General features: G+C 69.0%; 20 protein-coding genes. 11 read left to right on the top strand and 9 right to left on the bottom strand.

What is annotated here, in order from left to right; all coding sequences use genetic code 11:
* The first annotated feature begins 59 nt into the window (after positions 1-59).
* Positions 60-317 carry a hypothetical protein gene (locus O6P37_RS10130; RefSeq protein ID WP_269893928.1) on the top strand — a complete coding sequence of 86 codons (258 nt, stop codon included), beginning with the start codon at positions 60-62 and terminating at the stop codon, positions 315-317.
* Here O6P37_RS10130 and O6P37_RS10125 read toward each other — a convergent pair whose 3' ends face one another.
* Entirely contained in the window at positions 318-797 is a 480-nt protein-coding gene (locus O6P37_RS10125; RefSeq protein WP_269893927.1) for an Lrp/AsnC family transcriptional regulator, read from the bottom strand.
* Positions 798-839: 42 nt separating this feature from the next.
* Between O6P37_RS10125 and amaB the strand changes: the two genes are divergently transcribed.
* Positions 840-2,396: an L-piperidine-6-carboxylate dehydrogenase gene (amaB, locus tag O6P37_RS10120; protein WP_408633139.1), complete on the top strand. Its 1,557-nt coding sequence runs from the start codon at positions 840-842 to the stop codon at positions 2,394-2,396.
* A 68-nt stretch (positions 2,397-2,464) separates the two neighbouring features.
* Here amaB and O6P37_RS10115 read toward each other — a convergent pair whose 3' ends face one another.
* Complete coding sequence (locus O6P37_RS10115) at positions 2,465-2,998, bottom strand: hypothetical protein (protein WP_269894160.1); 534 nt, start codon at positions 2,996-2,998, stop codon at positions 2,465-2,467.
* A gap of 74 nt (positions 2,999-3,072) precedes the next feature.
* Between O6P37_RS10115 and O6P37_RS10110 the strand changes: the two genes are divergently transcribed.
* Positions 3,073-3,873 (top strand): SDR family oxidoreductase, encoded by an 801-nt coding sequence (locus O6P37_RS10110; RefSeq protein WP_269893926.1) that lies wholly within the window; start codon positions 3,073-3,075, stop codon positions 3,871-3,873.
* Here O6P37_RS10110 and O6P37_RS10105 read toward each other — a convergent pair.
* Complete coding sequence (locus O6P37_RS10105; RefSeq protein ID WP_269893925.1) at positions 3,870-5,240, bottom strand: cytochrome P450; 1,371 nt, start codon at positions 5,238-5,240, stop codon at positions 3,870-3,872. The two genes, O6P37_RS10110 and O6P37_RS10105, sit on opposite strands and share 4 nt — an antisense overlap.
* 76 nt (positions 5,241-5,316) lie before the next feature.
* Positions 5,317-6,324, bottom strand: a complete 1,008-nt coding sequence (locus O6P37_RS10100; RefSeq protein WP_269893924.1) for an NAD(P)-dependent alcohol dehydrogenase — start codon at positions 6,322-6,324, stop codon at positions 5,317-5,319.
* Between the two features lie 137 nt (positions 6,325-6,461).
* Here O6P37_RS10100 and O6P37_RS10095 point away from each other — a divergent pair, with 137 nt between their 5' ends.
* The 4 genes from O6P37_RS10095 (at position 6,462) to O6P37_RS10080 (ending at position 14,365) form a co-directional block, all read left to right on the top strand.
* Positions 6,462-7,073, top strand: coding sequence for a TetR family transcriptional regulator (locus tag O6P37_RS10095; RefSeq protein ID WP_269893923.1), 612 nt, complete (start codon positions 6,462-6,464; stop codon positions 7,071-7,073).
* A gap of 98 nt (positions 7,074-7,171) precedes the next feature.
* On the top strand, positions 7,172-8,443 hold the full coding sequence (locus O6P37_RS10090) for a sensor domain-containing phosphodiesterase (RefSeq protein WP_269893922.1): 1,272 nt from the start codon (positions 7,172-7,174) through the stop codon (positions 8,441-8,443).
* Positions 8,444-8,630: 187 nt separating this feature from the next.
* Entirely contained in the window at positions 8,631-9,719 is a 1,089-nt protein-coding gene (locus tag O6P37_RS10085; RefSeq protein WP_269893921.1) for a GGDEF domain-containing protein, read from the top strand.
* A 68-nt stretch (positions 9,720-9,787) separates the two neighbouring features.
* Positions 9,788-14,365 (top strand): ATP-dependent helicase, encoded by a 4,578-nt coding sequence (locus O6P37_RS10080; RefSeq protein WP_269893920.1) that lies wholly within the window; start codon positions 9,788-9,790, stop codon positions 14,363-14,365.
* A 5-nt stretch (positions 14,366-14,370) separates the two neighbouring features.
* Here O6P37_RS10080 and O6P37_RS10075 read toward each other — a convergent pair whose 3' ends face one another.
* Positions 14,371-15,816: a PE-PPE domain-containing protein gene (locus O6P37_RS10075; RefSeq protein WP_269893919.1), complete on the bottom strand. Its 1,446-nt coding sequence runs from the start codon at positions 15,814-15,816 to the stop codon at positions 14,371-14,373.
* 259 nt (positions 15,817-16,075) lie between these two features.
* Between O6P37_RS10075 and nei2 the strand changes: the two genes are divergently transcribed.
* On the top strand, positions 16,076-16,849 hold the full coding sequence (gene nei2, locus O6P37_RS10070) for an endonuclease VIII Nei2 (RefSeq protein ID WP_269893918.1): 774 nt from the start codon (positions 16,076-16,078) through the stop codon (positions 16,847-16,849).
* Positions 16,850-16,920: 71 nt separating this feature from the next.
* Here nei2 and O6P37_RS10065 read toward each other — a convergent pair whose 3' ends face one another.
* Together O6P37_RS10065 and O6P37_RS10060 are read right to left on the bottom strand one after the other, a co-directional pair.
* Entirely contained in the window at positions 16,921-18,066 is a 1,146-nt protein-coding gene (locus O6P37_RS10065; RefSeq protein WP_269893917.1) for a fatty acid desaturase family protein, read from the bottom strand.
* Between the two features lie 15 nt (positions 18,067-18,081).
* The gene (locus tag O6P37_RS10060) at positions 18,082-19,149 is read right to left on the bottom strand and encodes a ferredoxin reductase (RefSeq protein ID WP_269893916.1); all 1,068 of its coding nucleotides are present in this window, start codon (positions 19,147-19,149) and stop codon (positions 18,082-18,084) included.
* A 70-nt stretch (positions 19,150-19,219) separates the two neighbouring features.
* Between O6P37_RS10060 and O6P37_RS10055 the strand changes: the two genes are divergently transcribed.
* Entirely contained in the window at positions 19,220-19,900 is a 681-nt protein-coding gene (locus O6P37_RS10055; RefSeq protein ID WP_269893915.1) for a TetR family transcriptional regulator, read from the top strand.
* Between the two features lie 43 nt (positions 19,901-19,943).
* On the top strand, positions 19,944-20,738 hold the full coding sequence (locus O6P37_RS10050; protein WP_269893914.1) for an enoyl-CoA hydratase/isomerase family protein: 795 nt from the start codon (positions 19,944-19,946) through the stop codon (positions 20,736-20,738).
* A 30-nt stretch (positions 20,739-20,768) separates the two neighbouring features.
* Here O6P37_RS10050 and O6P37_RS10045 read toward each other — a convergent pair whose 3' ends face one another.
* Both O6P37_RS10045 and O6P37_RS10040 read right to left on the bottom strand, forming a co-directional pair.
* Entirely contained in the window at positions 20,769-21,539 is a 771-nt protein-coding gene (locus tag O6P37_RS10045; RefSeq protein WP_269893913.1) for an SDR family NAD(P)-dependent oxidoreductase, read from the bottom strand.
* Between the two features lie 29 nt (positions 21,540-21,568).
* On the bottom strand, positions 21,569-21,925 hold the full coding sequence (locus O6P37_RS10040) for an RNA-binding protein (protein WP_269893912.1): 357 nt from the start codon (positions 21,923-21,925) through the stop codon (positions 21,569-21,571).
* An 831-nt stretch (positions 21,926-22,756) separates the two neighbouring features.
* Between O6P37_RS10040 and O6P37_RS10035 the strand changes: the two genes are divergently transcribed.
* Positions 22,757-24,124, top strand: a 1,368-nt coding sequence (locus O6P37_RS10035) for a cadherin-like domain-containing protein (protein WP_269893911.1), incomplete at its 3' end; no start/stop codon positions are given.

Raw genomic sequence — 24,124 nt, 5'->3', positions numbered from 1 at the left:
GCGATCGCCGCTCCGGTGAGGGACACGCCACAGACCGGACAACGGAAGGTGACGAGCAGGTGACCGAGGACGGGGATTCCCATCGGGAGACCGCACGTCGCGTCGCGGGCGCCGACCGCTTCGCACTCCAGCTGCCGGTGCTCGGCCGGGTGCCCTTCCCGCGCCCCGACCAGCTGGCCTTCTACGGGGCATTGGCCGCGCTGGTGGCGGTCGAACTCGTGGAGTGGCCGGTGGCGGTGGCGATCGGAGCCGGCCACGCTCTGATCAGCGGCCGCTCCACGGAAAAATCAGCTAATCCGGGGTCGCAACAGGAATAATTACGGCACGCTCTGCCGTCCTTCGTAAAATGTCTGTAGGATGACCGTGCTTCGAGTGCGAACGTTCGCCGCGGTGCGGATCTCCTGGAGCAGGTCTTCGAGCGCCCGCGCCGAGCCGACCCGCACCAGCAGCACGTAGCTCTCGTCGCCGGCCACCGAATGGCAGGACTCGATGGCCGCTATGTGCTCGAGCCGGGTGGGCGCATCATCGGGCTGGGACGGATCGAGAGGGGTGATGGCGACGAACGCGGACAGTTGGTGGCCGACCGCCTCCGGGTTCAGCCGAGCCTGGTACCCGGTGACGACGCCGCGCGATTCCAGCCTGCGCACACGTGACTGCACAGCCGACACCGACAGACCCGCGCTCGCCGCAAGGTGGGCCAGCGTGGCCCGCCCGTCGGCCACCAGCTCGCGGGCCAGGATCCGGTCGATCTCGTCGAGCGGCGCCGATCGGTGCGGATGTTCGTCGGCATCGACCATGGCCGCACTGTATCGCTCCACACCCCGGGAAGAAGGGACATCATGACCACAACGACCACCACGGCGCCGCTGCCGACGGCGGCCGAATTGCGCGCCCGGGTGGCGGACGCGTTGCGCGCCATCGGCTCCCATGTCGAGCTCGGCGAACCCGGCGCACCCGGCCTGCCCGCGAGCACGCCGATCACCGGCGAGGTGCTCGGCACCGTCACCGAGACCAACGGCCCGGAGACCGACGCCGCCATCGCCGAGGCGGCGCAGGCGTTCACGGTGTGGCGCACCACGCCTGCCCCGGTGCGCGGCGCCCTGGTGGCGCGGCTGGGTGAACTCCTCGTCGAGCACAAGTCCGACCTCGCCGCCCTGGTGACCGTCGAGGCAGGAAAGATCGGCGCCGAGGCCCTCGGCGAGGTGCAGGAGATGATCGACATCTGCCAGTTCGCGGTGGGATTGTCGCGGCAGCTCTACGGCCGCACCATCGCCTCCGAGCGGCCCGGCCACCGGCTCATGGAGAACTGGCACCCGCTCGGGGTCGTCGGCGTCGTCACGGCGTTCAACTTCCCGGTGGCCGTGTGGGCGTGGAACACCGCCGTGGCACTGGTGTGCGGAGACACCGTGGTGTGGAAGCCCTCAGAGCTCACCCCGTTGACGGCTCTGGCGTGTCAGGCACTGATCGAGCGGGCGGCGGCCGACGTCGGCGCGCCACCTGCGGTCAGCCGGCTGGTGCTGGGTGGGCGTGAGGTCGGCGAGCGGCTCATCGACGATCCGCGCGTCGCCCTGGTCTCGGCGACCGGTTCGGTGCGGATGGGCCGCGAGGTCGGACCGCGGGTCGCCAAGCGGTTCGGCAAGGCGCTGTTGGAGCTCGGCGGCAACAACGCCGCGATCGTGACGCCGTCGGCGGATCTGGATCTCGCCGTCCGCGCGATCGTGTTCTCCGCGGCGGGCACGGCGGGGCAGCGCTGCACCACGATGCGCAGACTGATCGTGCACCGGTCGGTGGCCGACGAGCTCGTCGACCGCATCGTCGCCGCGTATCGCCAGTTGCCGGTGGGCGATCCGAGCGTCGACGGCACCCTGGTCGGGCCGCTGATCCACGAGACCGCATACCGCGACATGGTCGGAGCCCTCGAGCGGGCCCGCGCCGACGGCGGCGAAGTGTTCGGCGGTGAGCGGTGCATGTTCGACGGCGACTCAGGCGACACCTCGTTCTACGTCACCCCCGCCGTGGTGCGGATGCCCGCGCAGACCGACCTGGTGCACACCGAGACCTTCGCGCCGATCCTCTACGTGCTCACCTACGACGAGCTCGACGAGGCCATCGAGCTCAACAACGCGGTACCGCAGGGGCTTTCATCGGCGATCTTCACCCTCGACGTGCGGGAGGCCGAGCGGTTCCTGGCCGCCGACGGCTCGGACTGCGGCATCGCGAACGTCAACATCGGCACGTCGGGCGCCGAGATCGGTGGGGCGTTCGGCGGCGAGAAGCAGACCGGCGGCGGACGTGAATCCGGATCGGACTCGTGGAAGGCCTACATGCGCCGGGCGACGAACACCGTCAACTACTCGTCGGAGCTTCCGCTGGCCCAGGGCGTTCACTTCGGCTAGCTGCGAGTGACTTCGGCGCGTTCACGTCCGCTGAGTGAACGCAGACGCGCCGAAATCGCGGCGTGGGACTAACTGGACTTCTTGGCGGGCGCCTTCTTCGCCGACGTCTTCTTCGCGGCGGACTTCTTGGCCGCTGACGTCTTGGCAGGGGCCTTCCTGGCGGCCTTCTTCGCGGGAGTCTTCTTGGCGGGCGCCTTCTTCGCGGGCGCCTTCTTGGCGGCGGGCGCCGGCCGCGCCGGTGCGGGAGCCTCCTTCACCGGGGCGGGGTCCCGCACCGGCGTGAGCACGCGAACCGTGGGAGCCGGCGACGGCGGCGGCGCACTCGCCCGCCCGCCCAGCCGGCGCGCGACCAGCGCAGCACCGCCGACGGTCACCAGCACCGGCCACTCGACCAACCCCGCGGCGCCGACCGCACCGAACGTCAGCAACGCCGCCGGAGTGGAGTGTGATCCGTCTCTGAGCCCGTTGCGGATTCCGGCGGCGGTGCCGGTGACGCCACCGACGATGCCGTTGATCGCGGCCCCGCTCACCGCGCCGGCCGCCGCCGTGGCGGCGCTCGCGGTGCCGGCGACGAATCGCGCCGTGCTGCGGACGATGTTCATGGTCATCACCTGCCTCATCGATAAACACGGGGAGTACCCGCATCGCGGAACCGGTAACCGGCGAGACTGGTGGCATGCAGATCGAAGACAGCGTCGTCATCGTCACCGGGGCGGGGTCGGGCATCGGCCGGGCACTGGCCGCCGAATTCGCGGCGCACGGCGCCGCCGTCGTGGCCGGTGACATCGACGCGGCGGCCGTGCAGGCCACCGCGGCCGAGGTGGGTGGGCGGGTCGTCGCGATACGCGCGGACGCCGCGGACGCCGACGACATCGGCGCGTTGATCAGCAAGGCCCGCACCGAGTTCGGCCCGGTGGACTGCTATGTCGCCAACGCCGGCATCATCGGCGCACCCGGCCTCGGCGATGAGCGCGACTGGGACCGGATCCTCGACATCAACCTGCGCGCCCACATCCGCGCCGCCACCGCGCTGGTGCCCGAGTGGTTACAGCGCGGCAGCGGGCACTTCGTGGCGGTGGCATCAGCGGCGGGGCTGCTCACCCAGATCGGCGCGGCCGGGTACGCGGTGAGCAAGCACGCCGCCGTGGGGTTCGCCGAGTGGCTGGCCATCACCTACGGCGACGACGGCGTCGGGGTCACCTGCGTCTGCCCGATGGGCGTGGACACGGCGCTGCTGCAGACGATCCGGGCGTCTGCCGACACCGCGGTGCGCCTGAGCGCGGACTCCGTCGTCAACGCGGGCAACGTCGTCGAACCGGCCGACGTCGCGAGGCAGACCGTCGCGGCGGTGCGCGACGGCGCGTTCCGGGTGCTGCCGCATCCGGAGGTCGCGGGGATGGTGGCGCAGAAGGCGGCCGACCACGACCGCTGGATCACCGGGATGCGGCGCTACCAGCGTTCGCTGCGCACGGACTAGCGGCGCCGCAGTTCCAGCCGGAAGTCGCGCGGCATCATCGTCAGCCGCTCGGCGACCTGCAATTCGTAGCCGGGTTCGGGCATGAGGTCGTAACGCCGGATCAGCGCGGCCAGCATCAGCACGCCCTCGTGCAGCGCGAACTGCCTTCCGATGCAGGACCGTTCGCCGGTGCCGAACGGCTTGTACAGCCCGCCGGGGCGGGCCCGGACCCGCTCGGACGCGAACCGGTCCGGGTCGAACGCGTCCGGGTCGGGGCCCCACCGGGGGTCGCGGTGCAGGGTGGAGGTCAGGGCGAGCGCCCAGTCACCGGCCCTCATCGGATGCACGCCGCCGAGCACGGTGTCGGTGCGGGCGGCGCGGTAGTAACCGGGCACCGTCGGCTGCAGCCGCAGCGATTCGTCGAGCACGCGGCGCACATAGCGAAGCTTGGCGATCCGGTCGAAGTCCGGGCGTTCGTCCTCGCCCCACACCTCGGACACCTCGGCGCGCGCCCCGGCCGCCACCTCCGGGTGCTGCGCCAAGTAGTACAGCGCGAAGGACATTGCGCCCGAGGTTGTTTCGTGGCCCGCGATGAGGAAGTTGAGCAGCTGGTAGCGGATGTTGGCGGCGTCGAGATCGGAGCCGAGCATCGTGTCGAGCAGATCGTCGTGGCGGCCCAGGCCGACGGCGCGGCGTTCGGCCACGATCTCGTCGGCCAGGCCGTGCAGATAGGCCGCGTGGCGGCGCACCCGGCGCTCGGCGAGGCGGGTGACGGCGTCGGGCAGGAAGGTCTCCCGCAGCACGCCCACGTAGTCCGAACCCTTGAGCGCCGCGACCATGTGGTCGACGAACGGGTGGGTCTGCTCGGTGGCGAAGCAGCCGAAGGAGTATCCCGCCGCGCAGCGGCCGATGGTCTCCAGGGTGGCACGCGTGGTGTCCGCCGAGACGTCGACCGTGCTGCCCTCGCTCGCCCGGTCGTCCCAGCGGGCGGTGAGTTCGGCGGTGACGTCGAGCATGACCGAGTGGTAGCGCCGCATGGCGGCCTGGCTGAAGGCCGGCATCAGCAGGTCGTGGGCACGACGCCAGTTCGGCTCGTCGTTGTACGCGGTGAACAGCCCGTCGCCGCCGATCACCCGCAGCGCCTCGATGTCGGGCCCGATGTGCTTGCAGAATCGCGACTCGTCGTTGAGGTCCGTGACCACGTCGGCGGCGGCGGCGATCACCCAGCGTGCGCCGAGGAACGTGAACTCGAAGATCGGCCCCAGCCGCGCCATGTCGACCGCCGACTGGCTCGGGGTGTCGGCGTGGAAGCCGAACACGTCACCCAGCAGAGGGACGCGCCACGGCGGGTGCGGCAGGGCCGGATGGTCGCGCCGGTGAGTTCGCATAGTTCGGTGTCCAACCGCCGATCGTCGACGTGCAAGCGACGCCTAGCGTCTCACGTGACGGTCACACTGATCTGCGCTACGTCCCGTCCTGAGTCAGTTGGGCGACATCGAGGCTGAACCGGAACTCGACGTCGTTGCGGGCCAGCCGATCGAAGACGTCGCCGATCGCCGATGTCGGCAGCACCTCGACGTCAGCGGTGATGCCGTGCTCGGCGCAGAATGCCAGCATGCGCCGGGTGGCCGGCCGGCCGCCTCCCCCGGCGACCGTGAGGTTGCGGCCGAGCATGGTCAGCGGGTTGACCGACGTCGACCCCAATGCGCCCACGAGACACAGCGTGCCGCCGTACTTCAGGGCGAGCGAGTAGCCGGACAGGTCGTGGGCGACGGCCACCGTGTCGACGATGAAGTCGTAGCGATTCCGCGCCTCGGCCATCTGCTCGCTGTCCGTGGACACCACCACCCGGCGGACGCCGAGACGTCGCGCGGCGTCCGCTTTGGCCGGCGATGTGGTGAACAGGTCGACCTCAGCGCCGAGAGCCGAGGCGAACTTCACGGCGAGATGGCCCAGGCCGCCGAGGCCGACCACTCCCACCGACATCTCGGGCCCGACCTTCCACTGCTCCATCGGTTCCCACACCGTGATGCCGGCGCACATCAGCGGCGCCACGCCTGCCGCGTCCAATCCGTCGGGAAGGTGGTAGGCGAAGCCCTCGGTGACGACGTATTCCGTCGAATAGGCGCCATGGGTGGGACGGCCGTCGCGCCGGTCGTTCCCGCCGTAGGTGAGAGTCGGGAACTCGTCGCAGAACTGCTCGTGACCGCCGGTGCACATCTCGCACACTCCGCAGGAATCCACGATGTTGCCGACCGCCACGGCGTCACCGACAGCGAACCCGCTCACCGCGTCGCCGATCGCGGCGACCTCGCCGACGAACTCGTGACCCGGGACGAGGGGGAATGTGTCGCCGTAGGCCGGTTCGCCATGCCACGCATGGAGATCGGTGTGGCAGATCCCGCAGTAGGTGATGCGAACCGCGAGATCGTCGGGTCGCAGATCGCGGCGCTCGAAGTCCCACTCAGCCAACGGCCGGCCGGCTGCGTGAGCGGCCAACCCTCGGACTCGTCTCGCCATCGTCACTCTCCCCGTAATAAACCAACTAGTCTGTTTGAACTATGCCACGGATGCTGCGTCAAACCAACCAGTCGGTCTACTCTCACCACATGCAGACGGCGCCGACCGCCCGTGGCGAGGCCACCCGACGACGCCTGATGGATGCCGCGGCGGCCGAATTCGCCGAACGCGGCATCGCGGGCGCCCGGGTGGACCGGATCGTGGCCGCAGCCCGGTCGAACAAGGCGCAGCTGTACCAGTACTTCGGCAGCAAGGACCGCCTCTTCGACGCGGTCTTCGAACATCACGTCGCCTGGCTGGTCGACGAGGTGCCGCTGGACGCAAGCGACCTGGCCGCTTACGCCGTCGCGCTCTACGACATCTGCCTCAGGCGTCCCGCGCTGGTCCGGCTCGCCGCGTGGATGCGTTTGGAGCGCGTACCCACCGGCGACCTGCTGCCCGGCGGGCGGGACGCCGAGAAGCATGCGCTCATCCGCTCAGCGCAGGAAGCCGGCGACATCGACCCGTCGCTCGACCCGGTCGACGTGCTGTCCATGCTGACCGCGATCGCGTTGAGCTGGTCGCCTGCGTCGCTTCAGGTCACGGCGTCGGCACGGGAGCCCCGCGCCGCGCACGAGCGCCGCCGGGCCGCGCTCACCGCAGCCGTACGCGATGCCTTCCACGACCGCGCCACGGACCGGTCGCGCATCCAGCATCGGTAACGAGTCCCGTCTGGCAATATCAGCAATCAAATGCATCGATCAGCCACCGAGGGCAGGAGCGACGTGCGCAGGTACGTGGTCCGTTGCGCGAGCCCCTCGTGAGGCCCGCCGGAACCGCATCACCACCGTCGCGCCGGGAGCTGGACGCGGCGGCCGCCGGCGACGGCCTCGAGGTGGTGTTCCAGCCCATCGTCTCGCTGCCCGGCGGGGAACGAGTCGGATTCGAGGCCCTGGCGCGGTGGGATCACCTCGGCGACGGTGACGCCGGCGACGTCTTCGCCCACGCCGCGCGAACCGGCCGCGCAGGTGCGCTGGAACGTAAGTGCATCGAGACGGCTGTCGTCGGCGCGCTGGACGCCGGCTTGCCGCCGGGCAGCGCCGTGTTCATCAACTGCGAGGCGACGACGCCCTACCTCAGCCGTGCCGACAGCCAGATACTGGCGCACGGCGCCGAACGCTTCCAGATCGTCTTCGAAGTGACCGAACGCAGCCTGCTCGCCCACCCGCCCGATCTCTTGCGGAAGGTGGTTGCGATGCGGATGGACGGGTTCGCCTTCGCGCTCGACGATGTCGGCTCGGATCCGAACTCACTGGCACTGCTCGACGTGCTGGCGCCTGATGTGATCAAGCTCGACCTCGCGCTCGTACAGTCACAACCCCACTATCGGCAGGCACGGACGTGGGCCGCAGTGCTGGCACACCACGAGCACGCAGGCGCACTCGTGCTGGCCGAAGGGATCGAGACGGCCGAGCATCTCCATCGCGCACTGGCGCTGGGCGCGACTCTGGGGCAGGGCTTCCGGTTCGGGCGTCCCAGCCCGTTGAGCCCCGGTGCGAGCACCGGTGTGCTGCCGCCGGCGATCAGGACGCAGTCTCCATGCGTCGATGCGGGATCTCCGTTCGCGTTGGTGGGCGGCGATCCGATACTCCGCCGGCAACGCATGGACACCGTCCTCGCCCTGTCGTTGGCCCTCGAACAACAGGCGCTGGAAGCCCGGGATCCTCCGATGGTGCTCGCCGCGCTGCAGGACGCACAATTCTTCACCGGAGAGACCCGCACGCGTTACCGGCGTCTCGCGGCGCACAATCCGTTGGTCGCCGTGTTCGGCCGCGACGTCGCCGACGACCTCGGCTGCGGAATCAGAGGGGTGCCGCTTGCGCGTGGCGATTCACTCGAGAGCCAGTGGATCGTCCTCGCGTTGGGAGCCAACATCGCCGCCGCCCTGGTGTCCCAGGAAGTCAACGATCGCGGGCGCGCGAGCACTGACACCGATCGGCGTTTCGACGTGGCGCTCACCAACGACCGCGCCCTGGTGACCAAGGTCGCGCGTCAGCTCCTCACCCGGATGCTGACACCTCCGGAGCCGTAAAACTCCAGGTGTTGTTCGGATGACGCGGGCTCAACAGGAGTGGACCATCACGAGCCATTAGGCGCTAACATCCCCGTAAATTAGTTGCTGTGCCACGCGCGCGGTCTCGCCGACCGGGCGGCACTGCACAGGTCGGTGGTGAGTGCCGCGTTGGGGGTTCGGGTTGCTGGCGTATGAGAGAGGTGTCGTGTTCAGCCGCCTCGTCCGCGAGTGGTGGAGTTCGCCGATCGACTACGCCGCGCAGGTGCAGTACTTCAGACGGGCGATGTCGGGGGCGGTCCAAATCCTGATCGGAGTCGGCACGGGACTGGACGCGGTCATCTCGGCAGTCATCCTGTTGCCGTCCGCGAGCACCGTCGCGTCGCAGGTCGCCGTGGCCGTGTTCGTCGCGCTGCAAGCCTTCTGGGCATGGGTCTGGGTGTGCCGGGAGTGGCCGTCGCGGCGAATGTCCCTCGCATTCGTCATATCCGCCGACATCGCCATCACCGCGATGGTCCTGCTCGATGCCAACTGGGTGCTGGCATCGTTCGGGTTCAGCTTCTTCACCATGCTGTCGGTGTACCTGATCTTCTTCGACGGCCCGAAAGCGCTTGCCAGTCATGTGGTGTGGATCCTCGCGACGGTGGCCGCCTTCGCCGTGCACCTCGCCGCCGAAGCGCAGCTCGACGTCACCGGATTCACGGTGAAGACAGTTGTCTCGGTGGCACTGGTGGTCGGGACACCGCTGGGCATCCAAGCCGCGATCTGGGCGCTGCGCAACGACGCCAACGAATCCGTCACCGATCCGCTGACCGGTCTCCTCAACCGGCGCGGCCTGCATGCGCAGGTCCAAGACCTCATGCGCGACGCCGCCACGACGAACAGCGAGGTGACCGTGATGGTCGTCGACCTGGATCGCTTCAAAGCGATCAACGACAGATTCGGTCACACGGTGGGCGATGCGGTCCTGATCCGTTGCGCGCGCCGGATCAAGTCCGCGGTTCGGGGCAGTGCACTGGTGGCGCGCCTCGGCGGCGAGGAATTCGTCATCGTCGACCTGGCGGACCCGCACAGCCGCGCCGCGCAGGACTTCGACCGCGTCCGTGACGCGATCGCCGCACCGACGGAGCACGCGATCACCGCAAGCGTCGGCATCGCCAGCACTGCGTTCACCGGCTCCGCCGCACGCCGGGTCGATGCGGTGGCGCTGCTCGACACCATGATCGAGCGCGCAGACCGTGCGATGTTCGACGCGAAGCGCAACGGCGGAAACGCCACGGTGCAGCTACGAGCCTGAGGGGGTTTGTAGCTGCACGCCTGACCTCGTCGGGACGACGTGTCGGTGGGTGGGGGCACCATGGTGGGGTGGCCGTCCAGACCGATCCGCTCGCCCGCTTCAGTGCGCTGACGCGGGAGTGGTTCACGGGCACCTTCCCGGCGCCCACCGACGCGCAGACGCAGGCCTGGGAGGCCATCGCCGACGGGCACAACACGCTGGTCATCGCACCCACCGGCTCCGGTAAGACGCTCGCGGCGTTCCTGTGGGCCATCGACCGGCTCGCCGAGGCCGAACCCCGCCCCGCGACGGCGGGCATCCGGGTGCTCTACGTCTCGCCGCTCAAGGCCCTGGCCGTCGACGTCGAGCGCAACCTGCGCACCCCGCTGACCGGCATCGCCCGCATCGCCGAGCGGCACGGCATGCCCGCGCCCGACATCAGCGTCGGCGTGCGCTCCGGTGACACCACACCCGCCCAGCGCCGGGAACTGATCACCCGCCCGCCCGACATCCTCATCACCACTCCCGAGTCGCTGTTCCTGATGCTCACGTCCGCCGCCCGCGACACGCTGGCCGAGGTGCAGACGGTGATCGTCGACGAGGTGCACGCCGTGGCGGCCACCAAGCGCGGCGCCCACCTCGCGGTGTCCTTGGAGCGGCTGGACCAGTTGTTGGACCGTCCCGCGCAGCGGATCGGTCTGTCGGCGACCGTGCGGCCGCCCGAGGAGGTCGCCCGGTTCCTGTCCGGCCAGGCCCCGGCCACCGTCGTCGCGCCGCCCGCGACCAAGACGTTCGACTTAGCGGTGCAGGTCCCGGTGCCGGACATGGCCGACCTCGAGAACAACACGATCTGGCCCGACGTCGAGGAGCAGATCGTCGACCTGATCGAGGCGCACCGCTCGTCGATCGTGTTCGCCAACTCGCGCCGCCTCGCCGAACGGCTGACGTCGCGGCTCAATGAGATCCACGCCGAGCGCGCCGGCGTCGACCTCGGCAACGAGCCCAACGGGAAGGTCGGCGGCGGCGCACCCGCGCAGGTGATGGCCAGCGGGGTGTCGATGGGCGCGGACCTGCTGCTCGCCAAGGCCCACCACGGGTCGGTGAGCAAGGAACAGCGCGCGATCGTCGAGGACGACCTCAAGAGCGGGCGACTCAAAGCCGTCGTCGCGACGTCCAGCCTCGAACTGGGCATCGACATGGGCTCGGTCGACCTGGTGATCCAGGTGGAGTCGCCGCCGTCGGTGGCCAGCGGGTTGCAGCGCATCGGGCGCGCCGGCCATCAGGTCGGTGAGATCTCGCAGGGGGTGCTGTTCCCCAAGCACCGCACCGACCTCATCGGCTGCGCGGTGACCGTGCAGCGGATGCTGGCCGGCGCGATCGAGACCATGCGGGTGCCGGCGAACCCGCTCGACGTGCTGGCACAGCAGACGGTGGCGGCCGCCGCGCTCGAGCCGCTCGACGCCGACCGCTGGTTCGAGGCCGTCCGGCGCAGCGCACCGTTCGCGACGCTGCCTCGCAGCGCGTTCGAGGCCACGCTCGACCTGTTGTCGGGCAAGTACCCGTCCACCGAGTTCGCCGAGTTGCGGCCGCGACTGGTCTACGACCGCGACACCGGCACGCTGACCGCACGGCCCGGCGCGCAACGACTGGCCGTCACCTCCGGTGGCGCCATCCCCGACCGCGGTCTGTTCACCGTCTACCTCGCCACCGACTCCGAAAAACCTTCGCGCGTCGGCGAACTCGACGAGGAGATGGTCTACGAGTCGCGGCCCGGCGACGTTATCTCGCTCGGGGCCACCAGCTGGCGGATCATCGAGATCACCCACGACCGCGTGCTGGTCGTCCCGGCGCCCGGACAGCCCGCGCGTCTGCCGTTCTGGCGCGGCGACGGCGTGGGCCGACCGGCCGAGCTCGGCGCCGCTGTCGGCGCATTCACCGGCGAACTGGCCGGGCTGCCCGCCGACGAGTACGTAAAGCGTTGCCAGCTAATGGGTTTCAACGACTACGCCACGGACAACCTGCGGCGGTTGCTCGACGACCAGCGCGAGGCCACCGGTGTGGTGCCCACCGACACCACGTTCGTGGTGGAACGGTTCCGCGACGAGCTCGGCGACTGGCGGGTGATCCTGCACTCCCCCTACGGGCTGCGCGTGCACGGTCCGCTGGCGCTGGCGGTCGGGCGACGACTGCGCGAGCGCTACGGCATCGACGAGAAACCCACCGCCTCCGACGACGGCATCATCGTGCGGCTGCCCGACACCGATGTCACCTCAGGCGAGACCATCTCGTTCGCCGACCTGTTCGTCTTCGACGCCGACGAGATCGAGCCGATCGTCACCGCCGAGGTGGGTGGCTCGGCGCTGTTCGCCTCGCGCTTCCGCGAGTGCGCGGCCCGCGCTCTGCTGCTGCCGCGACGCCACCCGGGAAAGCGGTCGCCGCTGTGGCATCAGCGCCAGCGCGCGGCGCAGCTGCTCGACGTCGCCCGCAAGTACCCCGACTTCCCGATCGTGCTCGAGGCGGTGCGCGAGGTCCTGCAGGACGTGTACGACGTGCCCGCCCTGACCGAGCTGATGCACCGGGTGGCTCAGCGCCGGCTGCGGATCGTCGAGGTCGAGACGGCCACGCCGTCGCCGTTCGCGGCGTCGCTGTTGTTCGGCTACGTCGGCGCGTTCATGTACGAGGGCGACAGTCCGCTGGCCGAGCGGCGCGCCGCCGCACTGTCATTGGACAGTGTGCTGCTGGCCGAGCTGCTCGGCCGGGTGGAACTGCGCGAGCTGCTCGACGCCGATGTCATCGCCGCCACCATCCGCCAGCTGCAGCACCTCGCCGAGGACCGGCGCGCCCGCGACGCCGAAGGGGTGGCCGATCTGCTGCGGCTGCTCGGGCCACTGACCGAGGCCGAGGTCGCCGAGCGCGCGACCACCGACGACGTCGCCGGCTGGCTCGACGGCCTGCTGGCCGCCAAGCGCGCGCTGCGGGTGAATTTCGCCGACCGGACCTGGTGGGTCACCGTCGAGGACATCGGCCTGCTGCGCGACGGGATCGGCGTGGCGGTGCCCGTCGGAGTGCCCGCGACGTTCCTGGCCAATGTGACCGACCCGCTCGGCGAGCTGCTCGGCCGCTACGCCCGCACCAACGGGCCGTTCACCACCGGTGAGGCCGCCGCGCGGTTCGGCCTCGGGGTCCGGGTCGCCGCCGACGTGCTGGGCCGGATGGCGGTCGACGGGAAGCTGGTGCGCGGTGAGTTCACCGATGTGGCGTCACCCGGCGCGGTCGGCGGCGAACAGTGGTGTGACGCCGACGTTCTGAAGATCCTGCGGCGCCGCTCGCTGGCCGCGCTGCGGGCGCAGGTCGAACCGGTCAGCACCGCCGCCTACGCCCGCTTCCTGCCGGCGTGGCAACAGGTCGGGTCGACGCACAGCTCGGGGATCGACGGCCTGGCGACCGTGATCGACCAGCTCGCCGGGGCGCCGATACCGGCGTCGGCGATCGAGCCGCTGGTGTTCGCCCAGCGGGTGCGTGACTACCAGCCGGCCATGCTCGACGAGCTGCTCGCCTCAGGCGAGGTGACCTGGTCCGGAGTGGGCCCGATCGGCAGCGGCGACGGCTGGATCGCGTTCCACCCGGCCGACTCGGCGCCGCTCACCCTCACCGCGCCGATGGAGATCGAGTTCACCGACACCCACCGGGCGATCATGGAGACCCTCGGCGGGGGCGGCGCGTATTTCTTCCGCCAGCTCACCGGCGATGACGGCGACTCGGTGAAACAGGCGCTGTGGGAACTGATCTGGTCCGGTTGGGTCACCGGTGACACGTTCGCGCCGGTGCGCGCGAAGCTGTCCGGACCCCGGCGGTCGGGCGGCCGACGGACCGGCGCCCCGGCACACCGGCAACGGCAGCGGGCGCCTCGGCTGAGCCGCTACAGCGTGGCGCACGCGCAGGTCCGCACGTCGGACCCGACGGTGGCCGGGCGGTGGTCGGCGCTGCCTGCCGCCGAACCGGACTCCACGATGCGCGCGCATCTGCTCGCCGACGTGCTGCTGAGCCGGCACGGGGTGCTGACCAAGGGCGCGGCTGCCGCGGAGGGAGTGCCCGGCGGGTTCGCGATGCTCTACAAGGTGTTGACCGCGTTCGAGGACGCCGGCCGGTGCCAGCGCGGCTATTTCGTGGAGTCGCTCGGTGGCGCGCAGTTCGCGGTGGCGTCCACCGTCGACCGGCTCCGGACCTATCTCGACGGCGTGGACAAAGAGCGGCCCGAGTACCACGCGGTGGTGCTCGCCGCGGCCGATCCGGCCAACCCGTACGGCGCGGCGCTGCCATGGCCCACCCGCAGGTCGGCCGACGGAGACGGACGGGAAGACGCCGCGCACCGGCCGGGCCGCAAGGCCGGAGCCCTCGTCGCCCTGGTGGACGGGCAGCTGACGTGGTTCCTCGAGCGCGGGGGCCGGTCGCTGCTCAGCTTCACCCAGGACGCCGAGGCCCACCACGCGGCGGGCGCCGCGCTGGCCGAACTGGTCGCCGCGGGCCGGGTGCCGTCGCTACTCGTCGAGAAGGTCGACGGCGCAGCCGTTCTCGATCCGGGTGCCGGTGGTCAGCACGCGGCGGTGCAGCAGGCGCTGACCGATGCCGGGTTCAGCCGCACGCCGCGCGGCCTGCGGTTGCGCTAGCTACCTCAGGACGCCGGAGCAGACGAGCGATCGGTGCCGCTGCCGGAATCCGACCGCTCTGCGCCCTCGGAGTCGGCATCGTCCTGCGACTGCGCGCCGCGGGTATCCGACTTCGTGCGGGTGAGGGACTCGACGGCCTTACGCACCGAGCCGTGCACCGAACGGAGTCCGTCGCCGGGCTTGTATCCCCCGGACGTCGACTTCTCGGTCGGCTCGGTCGTCGATGCCGGCTTGACGCGGTTGATGCGCCACGACTTCTTCGGCGCCGGCTCGGCGGCTGTCTTCGCGCCGAGGTCGGAGTCGGCCACCGTGGTAGCGGCCGCGGGCGGCGTGTTGGCGGTCGTTCGGGCGTTGTCGGCGTCCTGCAAGGTCGCCGCGGGCGATCCCAGAGCGCCCAGCGCCTGGACGGTCTGCACGGCGCCGGCTGCCACCGACTGCGCGTCACCTGCCCACTGGTCCGGGCCCGGCAACAGTTTGAAGCGCACCGGCTCGCTGGGCGCGGTGTCGCCGTCCGGGGTGCGGTCGTAGGCCGTCTCGATGACCGCACGCAGCAGCGGATCGAGCGCCGCGATCACGTCGTCCGGCACACCCAGGGAACGCAGGGGCTGCGTCAACGGCAGTTGTCCGACCGCATTGGGAAGCAGGATGTCGGTGACATTGCCGTCCGTGGAAACGACAGCGTCGGCCGGCGGGTTATCCGGATCGATGGTGACATCCTGGTAGTAGCCGCTGTGCAGGTAGACGTAGCCCAGAATCGCGTTCGCATCGGCGACCGGGTTGAGGAAGTACACCGGAGCGTCGGCCACCCCGTCGTACTGCTTGGTGACCTGGATGATCTTCGTCTCGCCGGACGTCGTGCCTTCACCGAACGTTGCGCCGACGAGGGGCAGCGTGAATGCGGGGAACCGGGTCAGCAGACCGCCGTCGTTGCGCCGCGGGTTGGCGGCGAGGATCACGACGACGTTGCCCGGGGTGTAGCCGGATTCCTCGTCTGCTTCGAGGTCCTTGACGGCCCGCACCACGGCGCTGGCGCCCTGCGAGTAGCCGACGACGTAGAGGGTTTCGGTGCTCTCGTCAGCGAGGATCTCGGTCTTGAGCTTGTCGACGGCTTCCTGCTCCGACTCGTCGAACGTCGGTGCGCCCAGCCCATGGCTCAGGATGCTCACAATCCCCAAAGAGCCGGGGTAGTCGACGAACTTGTTGTTCGGGAAATTGTCGTAACGACCGTCGAAGCTCTTCGTCATCCGTCCCGTGTTGGAACCAAGGGGATTCGAACCGGGGGGATCATCCCTGTCCGTCAGGAACGGCGACACCGTGCCGTCGACGAAGATGGTGGTACTCGCAGCCGCCAATCCCACCTCGGCGATGGTCGGATTCGTCGCGCACACGGCGGCCAACGCTCCGGCCACTGGAAGCGCCAGACCCGTCGTGACCACCGGCGCCAGCTTCATCCGACGCACATGCTTGCGATGTTTGCCCACTGCCATCCCCACCAGGTTCCCAACCCCACCTGGCGATCGCGCAGGTCCGCGCCGAGTGTAGCGGTACCTGCAGGCAGAACGCAGTCCGGCGCGGCCATCCGTCACAAACGACCACCGCCCGTCATCTCTTCGATTGAAACTTCAACGAAAGTTTGCGGAAAGTCGAGCGCATGGGGCGGCCGGTAGGTTTCGACATATCCGTCCACCGCTACCGAGGAGCAGCGCAGCGATGCCCGAGGGCGACACCGTCTACCGCACCGCCACCGCCCTGCGCGAGGGGCTGGTCGGCAAGACCGTGACGCGTTGCGACGTCCGGGTGCCGCGGTACGCCGCGGTGGACCTCACCGGCGACGTCGTCGACGAGGTGCTCACCCGGGGCAAGCACCTATTCATCCGCATCGGCGCGGCGAGCATCCACTCGCACCTGAAGATGGACGGCAGCTGGAAGGTCAACCCGGTCTCCCGGCCCAGCCGCGCCGGCCACCGCATCCGGATCATCCTGGAGGCCGGCGAAGGCACAGACGCCGTGCAGGCCGCCGGCATCGATCTGGGTGTCCTCGAGGTGCTCGAACGCGCGCACGACGTCGACGCCGTCGCACACCTCGGCCCGGACCTGCTGGGTGTGGATTGGGAGCCGCGGATCGCGGCGGCGAATCTGGCCGCCGACCCCGAACGTGCGCTGTCGGAGGCGCTGCTGGACCAGCGGGTGATGGCCGGCGTCGGCAATGTCTACGCCAACGAGATCTGTTTCGTCTTCGGGCATCTGCCCACCACACCCGTCGGCGAGATCAAGGATCCACTCCGGGTGGTGCAGAGGTCACGGGACATGTTGTGGCTCAACCGGGACCGGTGGAATCGCACCACCACCGGCGACACCAGGCCCGGCCGCGACGTCTGGGTGTACGGCAGGGCCGGAAAGCCGTGTCGCCGCTGCGGCACACCCATCAGGCGTGACGACAGCGGCGACCGGATCAGTTACTGGTGCCCGAACTGTCAGCGGTGACAAAGCACCGCGAGACTACGGTTGTTGACGGAAATCGCGGGAAAACGCGTCAACAACCGTTGTCTCGGCGGTCACTTCGGCAGGGCCAGCCGGACGATCTTGCGCACGACGGTCGCGAACTGGCGCGGCAGCGGACCGCTGTTGTACGGAACGCCGTAGCGGCGGCAGATGTCCTGCACCTGCGTCGAGATCTCGGCGTGCCGGAAAGCCGGGATGTCGGGGAACAGGTGGTGCTCGATCTGGAACGACAGATTGCCGCTCAGCAGGTGGAACAGCTTGCCGCCGCTCAGGTTCGCCGAACCGAGGACCTGGCGGAAGTACCACTGGCCGCGGGTCTCGGCCTTGGTCTCCTCGATGCTGAACTCCTGCACGTCCTCCGGGAAGTGGCCGCAGAAGATGATCATGTACGACCACACGTTGCGCATCAGGTTGGCGGTCAGGTTACCGGTGAACACCCACGGCGCGAACGGGCCGGCCAGCAACGGGAACGCCACGTAGTCCTTCATGGTCTGCCGCTTGGTCTTCGCCCAGATGCCCTTCAGCACCTCACGCTTGTCGGCAATCGAGATCTCACCGGACGTGATGCGCTCGGTCTCCATTTCGTGCAGCGCGACGCCGTACTGGAACAGCACCATCAGCAGGAACGCGTACACCGGGTTGCCCAGGAAGTACGGCTTCCACCGCTGATCCTCGCTCATCCGCAGGATGCCGTAGCCGATGTCGCGGTCCATCCCGACGATGTTGGTGTAGGTGTGGTGCATGTAGTTGTGCGAGTGCCGCCACTGGTCGGCCGGGCAGGCGGTGTCCCACTCGAACTTCTTGCCCGACAACGCCGGATCGCCGGTCCAGTCGTACTGGCCGTGCATGATGTTGTGGCCGATCTCCATGTTGTCGATGATCTTCGACAACCCGAGCATCGCGGTGCCGGCCAGCCAGAACGGCGGGAAGATGCCACCGAACAGCAGTGCCCGGCCGCCGACCTCGAGGGTGCGCTGTGCCTTGATGACGCGCCGGATGTAGGTGGTATCGCGCTCGCCGAGGTCGGCGATCACGCGCTCACGCAGCGCATCCAGTTCGCGGCCGAAGGCCTCGGTCTGTTCGGGTGTCAGCCGGATGGTGCGGCCGGCGACGGTCTTCTCCAGAGTCCTCTGCGCGGGATTCGCGGCGGGGACGTGGGTTTCGGGTGTGGTGATCTCGGGAGTGGTCGTGATGGTCATGACTTTTCTCCTTTCTTAGAGCGCGAGGTCGACGTCACCGACGGGGACGGACACGCAGATCTGCACGTCCTCCTCGTCGGTGCCCGACACCGCGCCGGTGATCAGGTTCTTGACGGCGCCGCGGGTCTTGCGGCGGGTACAGCTGTGGCAGATGCCCATCCGGCATCCGCTCTCCGGGGTGAGCCCGGCCGACTCGGCCTGTTCGAGCAGTGGCCGTCCGTCGTCGGTGACGTCGACTCCGCTGTCGGCGAACGCGACGCGCCCGCCGGTCGCCCCGCCCGACAGGTCGAACACAGGCGGCACGAAGCTCTCCGACAGCGCCTGGGGGAAGTGCTCGCGCACTGCCGCGACGAGTGCCGGCGGCCCGCATACGTAGACCGCGTCGGGTTCGGGCATTGCGGCGGCGATGTGCTCGACGCCGAACCGGCCGGTGAGGTCACTGCCGGCGGTGTCGCGGGTGAAGCCGTGCAGCACGCGCACGCCGGACATTCCCCGAAGTTCGTCGCGGTAGCAGGCCTCGGCCGCGCTGCGGGCGTAGTGGACGAACGCGACCTTCCGGTCCGACCCCTCGGCTCGCATGGTGCGCAGCATCGACATCACCGGGGTGATGCCGCTGCCGCCGGAGACGAAGAGAACGCGCCGCGGTCGCGCCGCAGGCAGCGTGAAGTCGCCGCCGACCGAGTCGAGACCGACGATCATGCCCGGGCGCGCGTGGTCGAACAGGTGTGTCGAGACCAGGCCGCCGTCGTGATGGCCGATCGTCAGCTCGATGTGGCGGGCGCCCTCGGCGCTGGCCGGTGAGTAGCAGCGGGTGCGGCGACGGCCGTCGATCTCGACCGACAGGTTGATGTGCTGCCCCGCCCGGAACCCTTGGAAGGCCAGGTTCGGCTCCAGGGTCAGGGTCACGCTGCGCGGCGTCTGCCGCGCGACGGCGATCACCTTGGCCCGGGCGTCGCCCATGGTCCAGGTCGGTGCGAGGAGTTCGGTGTAGCGGTCGACGCCGTGCGGCCCCGTGAGCAGGTCGACCAGCGGCGAGGCGAGCACCCTGTCTCGAAAGCCCCGCGTCAAAGTTTGAGTGAACATGTGTACACCGTGCAGCAGTACGGTAGGGTTCGTCAATGATATGAGTGCAGATAGTGGTGGGGTTCACACAGTGAACAGTCGTTCGCCGAAGTCACATACAGGCAGGTCAGGAATGTCCCGCTCGCGGGATTCCCTCACGCGCGAGGAGCGTAAGGAGGCCACCCGCAGGGCCATCGTCGCCGCGTCCCTCGCGCTCCTGGAGAACCGCAGTTTCAGCGCATTGAGCCTGCGTGAGGTGACCCGCGCCGCGGGCATCGCGCCCACCGCGTTCTACCGGCACTTCGAGTCGATGGACGCCCTGGGACTGGTCCTCATTGACGAGTCGTTCCGGTCGCTCCGGGACATGCTGCGCGGCGCCCGCGCTGGCAAGCTCGACCCCAACCGGGTGATCGAATCCTCGGTCGAGATCCTCGTCGCCGGAGTGCACGCCCGCCGCGAGCACTGGCGCTTCATCGGACGCGAGCGCTCCAGCGGGGTCAGCGTCCTGCGCTATGCGATCCGCACCGAGATCCGCCTCATCACCTCGGAGCTGGCGATCGACCTCGCCCGCTTCCCCGGCCTGACCGGCTGGAGCAGCGAGGACCTGAACATCCTGGCCAGCCTGTTCGTCAACGCGATGATCTCGATCGCCGAAGCCATCGAGGACACCGGAGACGCCTCGGGCACCGCACTCGACGAGATCAAACGGACCGCGATCAAGCAGTTGCGGATGATCGTCGTCGGGATCGCCGGCTGGCGCAGCGCGGACTGACCGCTCAAGACCCACCTCCGGCGAGGGCATTAGCGTGTCGGCCATGCCCACTCTTGACCTGTCCCGCCCGCGGCCCGACGTCACAGTGATCACGCTGAACCGGCCCGAGAAACTCAATGCGCTGTCCTACGAGCTCGTCGAGGATTTGCACAGCGCGATCGACGGCATCGTGGCCGACAACGAGTGCCGGGTGGTGGTGCTGACCGGAGCAGGCCGCGGATTCTGCTCGGGCCTGGACCTCACGGCGCCGAACCCACCGGAAGCTGCAGGCGGCACGGAGTTTCCGCGCTCGGGGATGCGATGGCAGGAGCGCATCGCCGAGCTCACCACGCGGCTGCACCGGTTGCGCCAGCCGGTGATCGCCGCCGTCAACGGGCCAGCCTACGGCGGCGGCTTCGCGATCGCCCTGGCCGCCGACATCCGCATCGCCGCCGAATCCGCCCGGTTCTGCACGCAGTTCATCAAGCTCGGTCTCGGCGGGTGTGACATCGGGGTCAGCTATACGCTGCCTAGGATCATCGGCGCCGGGCCCGCGTTCGATCTGATCCTCACCGCGCGCGATGTCGATGCCGCCGAGGCGCTGCGACTCGGCATCGTCACCCGGCTGTCGCGCGACGGCTCGGTGCTCGACGATGCGCTCGCGGTGGCTGAAATACTATGCGGCTACGGCAAGTTCGGTCTCGAGTCGACCAAGCAGGTGCTGTGGGCGAACCTGGATGCTGGCTGCCTCGAGACGGCGCTGCAGGTGGAGAACCGCAGTCAGATCCTGGCCTCCACCAGCGGCGAGATGGCCGCTGCGAGTGAGGCGTTCCGGCACCGGCGGCGGAATGCCATGTGAGTTCGAGACTGCGTACAGCGTCCACGGTTCCTAGCGGGGAGTCCCACCGCCGTCCACGATGATCGCCTGGCCGGTCAGGTAGCTGCCCGCGTCCGAGACAAGGAGCAGTGCGGCGCCGACCATCTCGTCGGGTGAGGCGAGCCGCTTCTGCAGCGTCGCGTTCGCCATGGCGTCGATCACCTCGGTTGGGTTGTTGCGCATCATGTCGGTGTCGACGGGGCCGGGAGCCAGTGCGTTGACCCGGATGCCGAAGGGGGCGTATGCGGCGGCCATCGACCGAGTGAACGACAGCAGCGCCGCCTTGCCCGCGGCATACATGGACACCCCGGGCGCGAAGTTGAACGCCCCCACCGACACGGTGTTGAGGACCGCCGCCGCGGGGCTGGCCTTGAGGTGCGGCAGCGCCTGCTGCACCAGGAACACCGGTCCGCGCAGGTTCACCTCGAACGACTTCGTCCACGCCTCCGGCGTCATCTCTCCGAGCGGTTGGGCCAGCGCGTTCGCCGCATTGTTGACCACCACGTCGATGCCGCCGAACTCGTCGGCGGCGCGGGTGACCAGTGCGTCGAGAGAGCCGAGGTCACCCAGGTGCGTGGGCACGCCGATGGCGCGGCCGCCGAGGCCACGCAGGTGCGCCGCGGCCTGCTCACAGGCGTCGGTTTTGCGGCTGGCCACTACGACGTCAGCGCCTGCGAGGACGAACCCCTCGGCGAGTGCAAGCCCGATACCGCGGGTGCCGCCGGTGACGATGACGGTACGGCCGGTGAGGTCGAAAAGGCGGTCGAACGCTGCGCGATCCACGGCGTCAGTAGACCACGCCGACCGTGGGGTCAGATGCAGCCGCTGACGCTGATGCGGCGTCCGACGTTGGCGCACACGTTGACATTCGGCAGCGGCGGAGGCGGCGGCACCCATACCGGCGGTGGCGGGGGCGGCGGTGGGGGTGGAGGCGGTGGCGGCGCTCCCGGGGGCGGAGGAGGTGGCGGTGGCGGAGGAGGCGGAGGAGGCGGTGGCGGCAGCGCGTCGTTGAGATAGGACAGCGGGTCGGCGCAGGTGCTCACGTCGACGTGGCGACCGCCGATCGAACCGCACAGGGTGGCGTCGGCGACGGGCGTGATCGGGGTGACGAGACCGCCGACGAACAGCAGCGCGGTCACGGCGACGGTGTAGCGCCTCGAGTTGTGCACGTCAATATCGTGCTGCATAGCGCGCCACACCACATCCGTTCGGTCGAACCGGAACCAGAGGTGCAGGGCATCCCTGCTCGTGGGGTCCCGCATGGCCGCCGCTGACCACCACATCGCCGGCTTCGGCGGAGTTTGCGACACGCCACAGTCTTCGCCATTTCAATCAATGAATCGTTTGCTAAACGAAGCCAACCCAGAAAATGATCTTGCGCCTCGGTGTTCATCCACTCGGCGGCGACACACACGGGCGTGATACGTAGCAAACCTGAGAGGAAGCTGAATGATTGCCCCGCACCCGGAATCGGGCTCGGCTTCCCTTGCGTTCGGGCGAACACTAGCCAATCCGTAATATGCCCCATACAGCCTGTTGACACCTGCTTTTTGCCTGAGGATGCGCGCGACGACGGGTCCGTGACGACACGGTGCCGCAGCCCCGAAATTGACGCGCGCATTCTCAAATAATGAGCAACGGCAACATACTTGCGCAGTGAATGACTTCCCTGAGGGCGGTCGGACCTGCTATCCATTCCCATCGAAAAAGGTTCGTAAACACGATTGAACAAGTTCCCTATAACAGCTATCGATCATGAAAATGACGAACCTATAGTTTGCTGAACCCATGGTGGGGGGCCTCGACAACGAGGATCAGGAGTAGGGGAAACCGGGATGGCTGCTGCCCAAAATCGCCAGGCACGTCGGCGTCAGCGTCGGGATGACAGGTCAGCGCGCAGCTGCGAACGGAATTCGCTGCTCGCGAGCACGGGACTCGAGCGACTCCCCGCTTCCGCCCCGATGCCCGGCTACGCGCGGTTCATCGGTCGCGTAGGCGCCTTGGCGGTCGCGCTCGGCGTCGGTGCCGCGGTCGCGACCGGTTACGGCATGCCCGTTGCCCATGCTGAGGACACCACGCAGTCGTCGAACGACAACAAGGGCGACGGGGAGTCCGGTCAGGACAACGACGACAACAAGAACGAGAACGAGAACGAGAACGAGAACGAGAACGAGAACAAGAACCAGAACAACGACGACGATTCGCAGGACAACAAGGGCGACGACGAAAGTGCCGGCGACGACGAGGAAAGCGACGACAGTCAAGCCAACCTGTCCGAGGATGACCTCGAAACGGGCGACGGCGTAGGCAACGATCAGGAGCAAGAGCAGGACGGTGGCACGCTGCTGCTGCAGGGCGACGTCATCGGCGGAACTCCTCCGCCGGCGGAGCCTCCCTTGGATCTCACGCCGCCAGTGGACGCCACACCTCCCGCGCCGCTGGCCGATCCCCCGCCGGCCGCCCCGATTCCGGAAGTGCCGAAACCGCCTGTGGACCCGATCCAGCCCGCGGTGGGCGATAGCAACCCTGTTGCGGAACAGAAGAAACTTGAATCCGGCGGCGGCGCACCTCTCGATGCCGACACCGGCCCGAGTGGAGTCGAGCAGCTACTCGACGGCGCCGGCCCAGTCGAATTCGAGGTCGAGCAACTCGATGACGGCGCCGCGAACAGGCTGACTGCCTTCAACGCCGAGGATTCGCAGACATTCTCGGCCCTGATCGCACCTGAGCCGAACATCATCGAACCCGAGCAACCGGACCTCTGGGCCGGCATCGCCACGATCCCCGGCGTGGCCGCGCGGTTGGCGTACACCGTGGCGGCAGCGTTCCTGTCGCCGTTCGTGGTGGGTGGACCCAATGCGCCCGTACAGCCCCCGGTCTTGTGGGCGGTGCTCGCATGGGTCCGTCGGGAGTTCCAGCGAACGCTCTTCAACGAAACCCCCACCGCCGTCGACGACACGTCCATCACCACCGGTGAGGATGCAGCTGTCACCATCTCGGCGCTGACCAACGATTTCGACACCGACGAGGACCCGCTGACCGTCACCGACTACACCCAGCCCGAGAACGGCACGGTCACCTACGACCCGGTCACCAAGCAGTTCACCTACACCCCCGACGAGAACTTCCACGGCACGGACTCGTTCGAGTACGCGGTCTCTGACCATGGTGGCCTGCCCCACTGGCACGGCCCTCTGGGCGGGTTGTTCAACGTCGGACACCAGGACACGGCCACCGTCACGGTGACGGTCACGGCGGTCGATGACGCCGCCACCATGGGACCCGACGCCGCCCCCGTCGACGAGGACACCACCAAGGTCCTCGACCCGACCGTCCTGCTGCAGAACGACTCCGACCCCGACGGACCG

It is taken from the genome of Mycobacterium hippophais (assembly GCF_027529605.1).
In the GTDB taxonomy this organism is placed as follows: Bacteria; Actinomycetota; Actinomycetes; order Mycobacteriales; family Mycobacteriaceae; genus Mycobacterium; species Mycobacterium arseniciresistens.
Note: the sequence above shows the minus strand (reverse complement) of the source record. Positions and strands in the feature narration are given on the sequence as shown.